Genomic DNA, 10,544 nt, shown 5'->3' with positions numbered 1-10,544 from the left:
GTGTGGATTCACATAAGCTTCGAGGGCTTCACCGACCACTTCGAAAGTTGGTCGGTAAACCGTGAGTACTTCCGCCAACGACTGAATAGAAGATTGACCCCTGGGCAAATTCACCCACGACGACCCGAACTTCGATCGCCACCTGCGCGAGCAGATCGCTGCCGCGAGACCGGCGATCGCCCAGAGCATGAAGGCGCTCAGCGACGCGCTGCCCGGCATGATGCAGGGGCTCGAGCAAGCCCGCGAGTCGATCGAGCGCGCCGCGGCCAACATGCCCGATCCGAATTATCCCAGGCGCTAGACCTAGGCGCTGACCCCGCTAAAGCTGCCTCGCCATGTGGCAGCTCTTCCAGTTCCCGCTCTGCCCCTTTTCCCGCAAGGTCCGCCTGGTGCTCGCCGAGAAGGGCATCGGCCATGAGCTCGTGCGCGAAAATCCGTGGGAGAAGCGCGACGAGTTCAACGACCTCAATCCCGCCGGCGAGACTCCGGTGATGGTCGAGCCCGACCAGGGCGTGACCCTGATCGGCTCGCAGCCGATCGTCGAATATCTCGACGAGACGGTGGATCGGATGCCGATGATCCACGGCAATGCGCCCTTGCGCGCCGAGATCCGGCGCATGACCGAATGGTTCGACATCAAGCTGTTCCGGGAGGCAGTCGAGCCGCTGATGAACGAGCGGATGAGGAAGCGCCTGGTCAGCCGGGAGAGCCCGGATACGCGCGTGCTCCGCGACGCGATGCGGATCGCTTCGGAGCATCTCGACTATCTCGATTATTTGCTCGACCACCGCCGCTGGCTCGCCGGCCCGGGCCTCAGCCTCGCCGATTTCACCGCCGCGGCGCACCTCAGCGTGATCGATTATCTCGGCGCGCTCGACTGGCGCGGGCACAAGCAGACCAAGGACTGGTACGCGGTAATGAAGTCGCGCCCCTGCTTCCGCCCGCTGCTGGGAGAGCGGATGGAGGTGATCGTCCCGCCGTCACATTACGACAAGGTGGATTTCTAGGCTGCCAGGAGCGCTCCGCGCAGCACCTTGTCCTCGAGCGTCTGTCCCGCACCGAGCGCGACGCAGCTCATCGGATCGTCGGCGATGCGCACCGGCAGGCCCGTCGAATCCTGGAGCACCGTGTCAAACCCGCGCAGCAGCGAGCCGCCGCCGGTCATCGTAATCCCCTGGTCGATCACGTCCGCGGCGATCTCGGGCTGGGTGTTCTCGAGCGCGCTTCGGACCACCTCGACGATCTGGTTGACTGGCTCGCTGAGCGCCTCGGAGACCTGCGCCTGCGACAGGATGATTTCCGCCGGCACGCCGCGTCCGACATCGCGGCCCCGAACGCGCGTCGTCAGCCCGGTCCCGTCGCCCGGGCGAACTGCCGAGCCAATCTCGAGCTTCACCCGCTCGGCCGTCCCTTCGCCGATCAGCAGGTTGAAATTGCGGCGGACATAAGAGGTGATCGCCTCGTCCATGCGGTCGCCGCCCACCCGCGTCGCGCGGCTGAAGGCGAGGCCCTGGAGCGAGATCACGCCAACCTCGGTCGTGCCGCCGCCGATGTCGACGACCATCGAGCCGACCGGATCGGCGACCGGCAACCCCGCGCCGATCGCAGCCGCCATCGGCTCCTCGATTAGCGACACGCGATCGCCGCCGGCGTTGGTCACCGCGTCGCGGATCGCGCGCCGCTCGACCGACGTCGCGCCCGACGGAATCGAGATCACCACTTCGGGTCCGCGCGAGAAGCGGCTCGGCCCGCCGTGCGCCTTGCGGATGAAATGCTTGATCATTTCCTCGGCGACCTCGAGGTCGGCGATGACCCCGGCACGCAGCGGCCGGATGGTGGTGAGATTGCCGGGAGTCTTGCCCATCATCAGCTTGGCGTCGTCGCCGACCGCACGCACCTTGCGGATCCCGTTGACCGTTTCCATTGCCACCACCGAGGGCTCATTGGTGACGATTCCGACGCCGCTGACGTAAACGACGGTGTTGGCGGTGCCGAGATCGATGGCGACTCCGCGCGACGCAAAGCTGAACGGTGAACGCATTGGCTGGACCCCCCGGCCTGAAAACGAATCCTCGAGTCTAGGTCTACGACAGAGGCAGACTCGCGAGCAGTGGCGTTAACCATGTTAAACGCAAGGCGTTGATCCTCTGCGGCGAACGGAAAGCGTTAAGCGCCCGTGGCTTAAGCGCGCGCGGCTTAAGCGCGCGCGGCGGCAACCAGATAGTTCAGCCGCAAATCCTCGCTGAGGTGCAGCCCGCGCCGGGGCGACCAGGCAATACCCTCGGTGTCGAGGCATTTCAGCCCCGCATCGGCCAGCAGCTGCTTTATCCGCTCGGGCCCGATGAACCGCTCGAAATCGTGCGTGCCGCGCGGGATCTGCCCGAGCCCTTCGCCGATGGCGATCATCAGCAGCCGCGACCAGCCGGTCGCATTGGGCGTCGACATCACCAGCAGCCCGCCGGGCGCCAGCCTTTCGGCAAGCGCTTTCACGAACGACGCGGGATCGGAGACATGCTCGATCACCTCCATCGCGGTGATCAGGTCGAACTGCCCTTCGAGCTCGTGCACGTCGCCGCCGCGATAATCGATCTCGAGACCCTGCCGTCTCGCATGCTCCCACGCTACTTCGATGACTTCGGGCGACGCATCGATGCCGGTGACCGTCGCCCCGAGCCGCGCCAGCGGCTCTGCCAGCAGCCCGGCGCCGCAGCCGACGTCGAGCGCCGTCTTCCCCTCGAGCGGCCTGCGGCTGCACTCGTCGCATTGCCAGTGCTGGTCGATCTGGTCGCGCAGATATTTGAGTCGGACGGGATTGAGCTTGTGCAGCATCGCCGAGCGGCCATCCGGGACCCACCAGTCGGTCGCCAGCCGACCGAACCGCTCCGCTTCCTCCGGCAGGATGCTTGTCTGCACCATGCCCGCCTCCTAACAGTCCGCGCTACGAAGCCCAAGGAGCATGAGTGCCCCGCATTGTCATGAAATTCGGCGGCACGTCGATGGCGGGCATCGAGCGCATCCGCAACGTCGCCGGACGCGTCCGCCGCGAGGCGGAGGCCGGCAACCAGGTGCTGGTCGTGGTCTCGGCAATGGCGGGCGAGACCGACCGGCTGGTGCAGCTGTGCCGCGAGGCCGCGCCGCTCCACGACCCGACCGAATATGACGTGGTCGTCGCGTCCGGCGAGCAGGTCACCGCGGGGCTCCTCGCGATGACCCTCCAGGCGATGGGGCTCACGGCGCGCAGCTTCATGGGCTGGCAGCTCGTCCGCGCCTCCGGCGTGCACGGCAATGCGCGGGTGGAGGCGATCGAGGGCGCGCTGCTCGACGAGGCACTGTCGGGCGGCACCGTCGCGGTGATCCCGGGTTTCCAGGGTGTCTCTACCGATGGGCGCCTCGCGACGCTCGGGCGCGGCGGTTCCGACACGTCGGCGGTCGCGCTCGCCGCGGGCGTGAACGCCGACCGCTGCGACATCTACACCGACGTTGATGGCGTCTATACCACCGACCCGAGGATCGTGCCGCGCGCGCGCAAGCTCGACCAGGTGACATTCGAGGAAATGCTCGAGCTCGCAGGGGTCGGAGCCAAGGTGCTCCAGGTCCGCTCGGTCGGGCTCGCGATGCGCGAGAATTTGCCCTTGCGGGTGCTGTCCGCGTTCGAGGACAAGTCCGGCACGGACATTGTCGCGGAGCTTTCAGGAGACCGGATGGAAAGAAACCTTATCGCGGGCATCGCCGCCGACCGCAACGAGGCGCGGATCACGCTGACCGGCGTTCCGGACAGGCCGGGTACCGTCGCCGCGGCGATCGGGCCCGTCGCCGACGCGGGCATCGGGGTCGACATGATCGTTCACGCGGCGACGCCGGACAGCGGTGCGTCCGACCTCACCTTCACCGTTCCGCGCGCGAGCCTCGCTCAAGCCATGGCGGCGATCGAAAAGGATAAGGGCGACATCGGTTACGACCAGCTCGTCACCGACGATGCGGTTGCGAAGGTCAGCATCGTCGGCGTCGGCATCCGCTCCAACCCCCAGCTTGCCGCAAAAATGTTCGCCGTGCTGGCCGAGCGCCAGATCAACCTGCTCGCGATTTCCAGCAGCGAGATCAAGGTCAGCGCGCTGATCGCCGAAGCCGAGCTCGAGCTCGCGGTCCGCGTGCTCCACAGCGCCTTCGGTCTGGATGCGCCGTCTGATCGTGGGCAGTCGGCATGAGCGGCGAGGGGCTGATCGCCGAGCCGCGTGCGGTCCATCCGACAGCCGGGCACCAACGGCTGAAGGAGCTGATGCACCGCGGCACCGAGTTCCTCGGCTGCGAGGTCGCGATCATGGGCGGCGCCATGAGCTGGGTTTCCGAGCGGAACCTTGTCTCGGCGATCTCCAACGCCGGCGGCTTCGGCGTGATCGCCTGCGGCGCGATGACTCCCGAGCTGCTCGACACCGAAATCGCGGAGACGAAGACGCGCACGAGCCGCCCGTTCGGCGTCAACCTCATCACCATGCACCCGCAACTCGCCGAGCTGATCGACGTCTGCGCGAAGCACGATGTCGGCCATGTTGTGCTCGCCGGCGGTCTTCCGCCCGGGTGGGCGATGGACAAAATCAAGGATCGCGGCGCGAAGCTGATGGCGTTCGCGCCCGCGCTTGCCCTGGCGAAGAAGCTGATGCGCTCGAAAGTCGATGCGCTGGTGATCGAAGGGATGGAGGCAGGCGGCCATATCGGCCCGGTCTCGACCTCGGTCCTCGCGCAGGAAATCCTGCCCAACGTCAGCAAGGACATTCCCGTCTTCATCGCCGGGGGGATCGGGCGCGGCGAAGCGATCGCCGCTTATCTCGAAATGGGTGCGGTCGGGGTCCAACTCGGCACCCGCTTCGTCTGCGCCACCGAGAGCATCGCCCATCCCAACTTCAAGAAAGCGTTCATTCGCGCCTCCGCCCGCGACGCCGTTCTGTCGGTGCAAATCGACCCGCGGCTGCCGGTCATCCCCGTCCGCGCGCTCAAGAACCGGGAAATGGAAAAGTTCGCCGCCAAGCAGCGCGAGGTCGCCGACCTGCTCGACCGCGGCAACGTCGAGATGGCCGAGGCCCAGCTCCAGATCGAGCATTATTGGGCCGGCTCGCTCCGCAGAGCGGTGATCGACGGCGACGTGGAAACCGGTTCCGTAATGGCCGGCCAGTCAGTCGGCATGGTCTCCCGAGAAGAGCCCGTCGCCGCCATCCTCCAGGAGCTGGTCGGCGAGGCCGCCGCAGCGCTGGAGAGCCGGGGCTGATCTTCCGCAGATTTTGAGTCGCTTGATCGATCAACCGGCGGTAAGCTCGTCCCGCTGAGGGGGCGTCAGCATGACAACCACGGCCACCCATTCACACGCACAACTGCTGCGCGTTCTCGGGCTCGCCTTCGGCCTTGCCGCCGTCGTCGGCGGGATGGTCGGCCAGGGCATCCTCCGTACGCCGGGCATCGTCGCCGGCGCGGTCGCCTCGCCCGAGCTGATCATGGCTCTCTGGGTCGCAGGCGCGCTGGTCGCCGGGCTAAACGCGCTCGCTTATGTCGAACTCGGGACGGCCATCCCCTGCGCCGGCGGGCCTTACGATTTCGCCAGGCGCGCGTTCGGAAGCGGGGCGGGGCTGGCGGTCGGCTGGGCCGGCTGGCTCGTCCTGATCATCGCGAACGCGTATCTTGCCACGGTCGTCGCCGAGTTTCTCCACCGCTTGGGAGTGTGGCCGAACGTCGGCACTCCGGTCATCGCGGTTCTCGTCCTTGCCCTGTTCTGGATCGTGAACTGGACCGGAACGCGGATCTCGGGAGCGAGCCAGATCCTCTTTTCCGCGATCAAAGGCGTGGTGCTGCTCGGGTTTGTCGTGCTGCTTTTCGGTCATCCGGGAAGCAGCGCCGCGGGTCCACAGGTCGGGCCGGCGGGCACTGTCGTTGGAATCGCGGCCATTGCCGCCGCGATGCGCGTCATCCTGAGCACATACAACGGCTGGCAGGACGCGGTCTATTTCTGCGAAGAGCTCCAGAACCCCGAAAGGACGCTGCCGCGGTCGATGGCCATCGGCATCGCCGGCGTGGCGGTGCTCTATGTCCTCGTAAACGCGGCTTTGCTCCATGTCCTTGCGCCAGCGCAAATGGCCACATCGAACCTGGCAGCTGCCGATGCGGCGCGTGTCGTGCTCGGCAGCAATGGCGAGATCGCGCTCACCGTGTTCGGAGTGCTTTCGGTTGCGGCGATCACCAACCTGATGACCATGAAATCGGCGCGCTTGTCCTTCGCATTGGCTCGGCAGCAGCTCCTGCCGGCGAAGCTCACCCATGTCGCGGCGAGCGGCACGCCGCGCCCGGCGCTCACGACAAGCGTGCTGCTCTCGGGCGCCTTTGCCGCGACCGGCACATACGAGGCCCTCGTCGCGACCAGCGTGGCGCTCACCGTCTCGATGTTCATCGTGGTGAACGCCGCCGCGATCCAACTCAGGCGCAAACAGCCGGACCTGGCACGCCCCTTCCGTATGCCGCTCTTCCCGATCCCCGCTGTTCTCGCGATCGGCGTCAACTCGGCCTTGCTCGCAGCCCTGATCTACGATGACCCGCTGCACAGCCTCGAAGGCTTTGCACTGGTGGCCGCGATTGCACTTCTCTATTCGATTTTCGGCCAGTCCCGTAAGGGCGCGGCGGCAGCAGCGGCCTGAGCATCGCTGCGGCAAGCTGCAGCGCCTACGGACGAATTTAGGAGGAAAGAGTGGCAACCGCAGCAGTCGCCGTCGCGATGAGGAAAGTGACCTCGCACCTGATGAGCAACAACGCGGTAAGCGCTAAGGACGCGGTGCACTTCGTTCCCGACCGGCCATTTCAACGCCGCATGCTGGCGCGGCTCGTCCGGCGCGGCGTGATCGTCGAGACGGCGCCCGACCGCTATTACATCGACATTCCCGCATACGACCGCTGGCGGCGCGGGCTGCGCCGCCGCGTGGCACTGCTCCTCGGCGGCGTCGCCCTTGCCGGCCTCGGAGCTACTCTCCTCGGCTAAGTCCGGAGGCTAGTGCGGGACAACGCCGAGGAGGTCGCCGAGCCCGAGACCCCTTCGCTTCTTTTTCTGCTGCTGTTGCTGCGGCTCGGCCTGCTGCGGCCGCTGCGCGGCCTCGTTGCCGGCATATCCGCCCATCCCGCCGAGCCCGCGCATCAGCGATGCAGTCGTCTTGTAGCGCACCTTCGTCGCCCATTTCGGCGCCTTCGGATTGTCGGTGAAATCGGCTTCCGGGCCGTAGCCGATCATCATCACCATGCCGGTCGGAGATGCGGCGGCGACTTCGGTCGGTAGGACGCATTCGCTCGCCGACGGTGGCAGCGCCGCACCGGACGCGACCAGCCGCCTTACTTCGCTCGGCGCGAGATAATCCATCGCCGGCATCTGCGCCGATTTCGCCGAGCTCCACATGACGACGTCGCCGTCGCCGTTGGCCCCGAACATCGCAAGCGCATAGCCAGTCGCGTTCGACGCCGGCTGCCACGCGAGGCGCGAGGCGCCTGACGGCAGCGCGCCCGCCTCGTGCAGGCCGAGCCCCGGCATGAAATCCTGTCCGGCGCCGAGGTTGAACGCGATCGGCGGCGCATAATTGGCCTCGACCTTGTGGCCGCCAAGCAGCGACCCGCTCACCGGCACCTGGCGGCTGTCCTTCTCATTGGGCCAGCGGCCGAAGCCGGGGGCGCTATGCGGGCCCGACTGGACGTGCGCCATGCTCGCCATCGCCGCCATGCCTGGGGGCACCTTGCCCGGCTCCATCTTGGAGAAATCGATCACCGTCGGCTGGCCAGCGCCGGCGTGCTCGCCGCAGCCCCAGTAAATCAGCATCCGTCCCTTGGGCCGCTGGAACTGTGTCGGCATGCCTGGCGCCTGCGGCGCTGCTTGCTCGCGTACCGGCGTCAGCAGCGGCAGGCTCGCACCCATCTGCAGCCCGGGCGGGATCAAATGATCGGCCTGTGGCGCCGCCGCCGGCCTCTCTTTCGACGCAAGCCTGAGGTCGAGCATGTGCATCGGCGCGCCGCCGCCGTTCATCATCGCCATGATCTGGCTCATGTCCGGCTTGGCCCCGCCGCCACTCATGCCCATGCCCATTCCGCTCTGCGTCGCAACGTCCATCCAGTAGGTCGCGATCGGCGGCGGCGGGCTCGCCGCCTTCTTGGCCGGCGCCGCCGCATAGGCCCCTGCCCCGACGAGCGCCGCCGAGGCTGTGAGAAACGCGAACTTGTTCATATGCCAACACCCCCTGTTGCGCACCCACTATCCGCCAAGCTCGCAAGAGCTTCAAGGCTCTGCTAGCGCGCTGCAAACGCAAATTGAGCGAAATCGAACACATTGGCCACGGAACAGAAGAACATCCGCAATTTCAGCGTGATCGCCCATATCGACCATGGGAAGTCGACGCTTGCCGACCGGCTGATCCAGGCGACCGGCGGGCTCACCGACCGCGAGATGAGCGGCAACCAGCAAGTGCTCGACAACATGGACATCGAGCGCGAGCGCGGGATTACGATCAAGGCCCAGACCGTGCGGCTGCAATGGATCGCGGCCGACGGCGAGACCTACGAGCTTAACCTGATGGACACGCCCGGCCACGTCGATTTCGCCTACGAAGTCTCGCGATCGCTCGCCGCCTGCGAAGGCGCGCTGCTGGTGGTCGACGCCGCGCAAGGCGTCGAAGCGCAGACGCTGGCGAATGTCTATCAGTCGATAGAGCACGACCACGAGATCGTGCCGGTGATCAACAAGATCGACCTCCCCGCGGCGGACGTCGAGGGGGTGCGGCAGGAGATCGAGGAGATCATCGGCCTCGACGCGTCGGACGCGGTCCCGGCGAGCGCGAAGACCGGCGCCGGGATCAGCGAAGTCCTGCAGGCGATCGTCGACAGAATCCCCCCGCCCAAAGGCGACGCCGACGCGCCGCTCAAAGCGATGCTCGTCGACAGCTGGTACGACCCCTATCTCGGAGTCGTCATCCTGGTGCGCGTGATCGACGGCACGATCCGCAAGGGCATGGCTGTCAAGTTCATGCAGGCGGGAACGACGCACCTGGTCGACCGCGTCGGCTGTTTCCGCCCCAAGATCGAGCAGCTCGGCGAGCTCGGCCCCGGCGAGATCGGCTTCATCACCGCGCAGATCAAGGAAGTCGCCGAGACCCGCGTCGGCGACACCATCACCGACTCAAAGCGGCCGGCGGCGGAAGCCCTGCCCGGCTTCAAGCTCGTCCAGCCGGTGGTCTTCTGCGGCCTGTTCCCGGTCGACGCCGCCGACTTCGAGAAACTCCGCGACTCCCTCTACAAGCTGCGCCTCAACGACGCCTCGTTCAGCTTCGAGATGGAGACCAGCGCGGCATTGGGCTTCGGCTTCCGCTGCGGCTTCCTCGGCCTGCTCCACCTCGAGATCATCCAGGAGCGGCTGACGCGCGAATACGACCTCGACCTCATCACCACCGCGCCGAGCGTCGTCTACAAGATCCACCTTTCGCACTCGAAAAACGAGCCCGCGCAGGTGATCGAGCTCCACAACCCCGCCGACATGCCCGACCCCAACCGCATCGAGCGCATCGAGGAGCCGTGGATCGACGCCACCATCTACGTCCCCGACGAATATCTCGGCGCGATCCTCAAGCTGTGCCAGGACCGCCGCGGCATCCAGAAGGACCTCAGCTACGTCGGCACCGGCAGCCACGCCCGCGCGATGCTCCGCTACGAGCTTCCGCTCAACGAAGTCGTGTTCGACTTCTACGACCGCCTGAAATCGATCAGCCGCGGCTACGCCAGCTTCGACTATCACCAGATCGGCCACCGCGAGGGCGACCTCGTCAAGATGAGCATCCTGGTCAACGGCGAGCCGGTCGACGCGCTGAGCATGATCGTCCACCGCGCCAACAGCGAGGCCCGCGGCCGCGGCATGTGCGAGCGGCTGAAGGATCTCATCCCCCGCCACCTGTTCAAGATCCCGATCCAGGCCGCGATCGGCGGCAAGATCATTGCACGAGAGACCATTGCTGCGCTCAGGAAGGACGTCACCGCCAAGTGTTACGGCGGGGACGCCACCCGCAAACGCAAGCTTCTCGAAAAGCAGAAGGAGGGGAAGAAACGCATGCGGGAGTATGGCTCAGTATCGATTCCGCAGGAGGCGTTTATTGCTGCGTTGAGAATGGGGGAGGAGTGAAGCACCGAGCGTAAGGGAGCGCTCTGCGAAGCAGACGCGAGCTTACGTCGAAGAGATGCGGAACTCCCGGCCGGCGGGGCGGCGAGCCTCAAGTGAGCCGAACCCGTCCGACGTCACGAATTTACTTCGTGACGGTCCCTTCCTCTACTAGCTCCCGTTAGAGAGGCGCCACACCCAATCAGAAAGACGACCCACCCCATGACCTACAAGAACTCATTCCAGGACCGCGCCGGCCAGGCCGCCGAGGCCAAGAAAAAGGCGCTGGAGCAATATCGCGCCAAGCCGCCGGTCGACGAGAAGACCGCCGCCGAGCGCCAGGCGGCCGCCGAGGAGCGCGAGGCCGCGAAGGCGGAGCGGGCGGCGGCGA

General features: G+C 66.5%; 11 protein-coding genes. 7 read left to right on the top strand and 4 right to left on the bottom strand.

Annotation, left to right across the window (positions count from 1 at the left end; translation table 11 throughout):
• On the bottom strand, positions 1-189 hold a 189-nt coding region (locus GH737_RS15800; RefSeq protein WP_230558746.1), incomplete at its 3' end, for a hypothetical protein.
• 146 nt (positions 190-335) lie between these two features.
• On the opposite strand from GH737_RS15800, the gene GH737_RS09865 reads away from it, so the two are divergent.
• The gene (locus GH737_RS09865) at positions 336-1,007 is read left to right on the top strand and encodes a glutathione S-transferase family protein (protein WP_155264656.1); all 672 of its coding nucleotides are present in this window, start codon (positions 336-338) and stop codon (positions 1,005-1,007) included.
• Here GH737_RS09865 and GH737_RS09860 read toward each other — a convergent pair.
• Both GH737_RS09860 and ubiG read right to left on the bottom strand, forming a co-directional pair.
• Positions 1,004-2,041 (bottom strand): rod shape-determining protein, encoded by a 1,038-nt coding sequence (locus GH737_RS09860; protein WP_155264655.1) that lies wholly within the window; start codon positions 2,039-2,041, stop codon positions 1,004-1,006. The genes GH737_RS09865 and GH737_RS09860 overlap by 4 nt on opposite strands.
• Positions 2,042-2,196: 155 nt before the next feature.
• Positions 2,197-2,916 (bottom strand): bifunctional 2-polyprenyl-6-hydroxyphenol methylase/3-demethylubiquinol 3-O-methyltransferase UbiG, encoded by a 720-nt coding sequence (gene ubiG / locus GH737_RS09855; protein WP_155264654.1) that lies wholly within the window; start codon positions 2,914-2,916, stop codon positions 2,197-2,199.
• A gap of 44 nt (positions 2,917-2,960) precedes the next feature.
• Between ubiG and GH737_RS09850 the strand changes: the two genes are divergently transcribed.
• From GH737_RS09850 to GH737_RS09835, 4 genes are all read left to right on the top strand, one after another.
• Positions 2,961-4,205, top strand: a complete 1,245-nt coding sequence (locus tag GH737_RS09850) for an aspartate kinase (RefSeq protein ID WP_155264653.1) — start codon at positions 2,961-2,963, stop codon at positions 4,203-4,205.
• A complete protein-coding gene (locus GH737_RS09845) occupies positions 4,202-5,260 on the top strand; it encodes an NAD(P)H-dependent flavin oxidoreductase (protein ID WP_420853441.1) in 1,059 nt (352 codons plus the stop codon). The genes GH737_RS09850 and GH737_RS09845 overlap by 4 nt, the downstream gene beginning before the upstream one ends.
• Positions 5,261-5,330: 70 nt before the next feature.
• On the top strand, positions 5,331-6,674 hold the full coding sequence (locus GH737_RS09840) for an APC family permease (protein ID WP_155264652.1): 1,344 nt from the start codon (positions 5,331-5,333) through the stop codon (positions 6,672-6,674).
• A gap of 50 nt (positions 6,675-6,724) precedes the next feature.
• Complete coding sequence (locus GH737_RS09835; protein ID WP_155264651.1) at positions 6,725-7,012, top strand: hypothetical protein; 288 nt, start codon at positions 6,725-6,727, stop codon at positions 7,010-7,012.
• A 9-nt stretch (positions 7,013-7,021) separates the two neighbouring features.
• Here the strand turns inward: GH737_RS09835 and GH737_RS09830 are convergent, their stop codons facing one another.
• Positions 7,022-8,236 carry a hypothetical protein gene (locus GH737_RS09830; protein ID WP_155264650.1) on the bottom strand — a complete coding sequence of 405 codons (1,215 nt, stop codon included), beginning with the start codon at positions 8,234-8,236 and terminating at the stop codon, positions 7,022-7,024.
• A gap of 102 nt (positions 8,237-8,338) precedes the next feature.
• Between GH737_RS09830 and lepA the strand changes: the two genes are divergently transcribed.
• A complete protein-coding gene (lepA, locus tag GH737_RS09825; RefSeq protein ID WP_155264649.1) occupies positions 8,339-10,177 on the top strand; it encodes a translation elongation factor 4 in 1,839 nt (612 codons plus the stop codon).
• A gap of 198 nt (positions 10,178-10,375) precedes the next feature.
• A partial coding sequence (locus GH737_RS16085; protein ID WP_420853442.1) for a DUF6481 family protein occupies positions 10,376-10,544 on the top strand: 169 nt, incomplete at its 3' end.

Source organism: Sphingomonas segetis (assembly GCF_009720245.1).
GTDB classification, from domain to species: domain Bacteria; phylum Pseudomonadota; class Alphaproteobacteria; order Sphingomonadales; family Sphingomonadaceae; genus Sphingomicrobium; species Sphingomicrobium segetis.
The sequence above is the reverse complement of the archived record's forward strand: the minus strand, read 5'-3'. Positions and strand labels throughout refer to the sequence as shown.

Bases quoted from the DNA above. Each gene is read 5' to 3' on its own strand.
- GH737_RS09830 (WP_155264650.1), bottom strand. From the start codon at position 8,236: ATGAACAAGTTCGCGTTTCTCACAGCCTCGGCGGCGCTCGTCGGGGCA.
- GH737_RS09865 (WP_155264656.1), top strand. From the start codon at position 336: ATGTGGCAGCTCTTCCAGTTCCCGCTCTGCCCCTTTTCCCGCAAGGTC.
- ubiG (WP_155264654.1), bottom strand. From the start codon at position 2,916: ATGGTGCAGACAAGCATCCTGCCGGAGGAAGCGGAGCGGTTCGGTCGG.
- GH737_RS09860 (WP_155264655.1), bottom strand. From the start codon at position 2,041: ATGCGTTCACCGTTCAGCTTTGCGTCGCGCGGAGTCGCCATCGATCTC.
- GH737_RS09845 (WP_420853441.1), top strand. From the start codon at position 4,202: ATGAGCGGCGAGGGGCTGATCGCCGAGCCGCGTGCGGTCCATCCGACA.
- GH737_RS09840 (WP_155264652.1), top strand. From the start codon at position 5,331: ATGACAACCACGGCCACCCATTCACACGCACAACTGCTGCGCGTTCTC.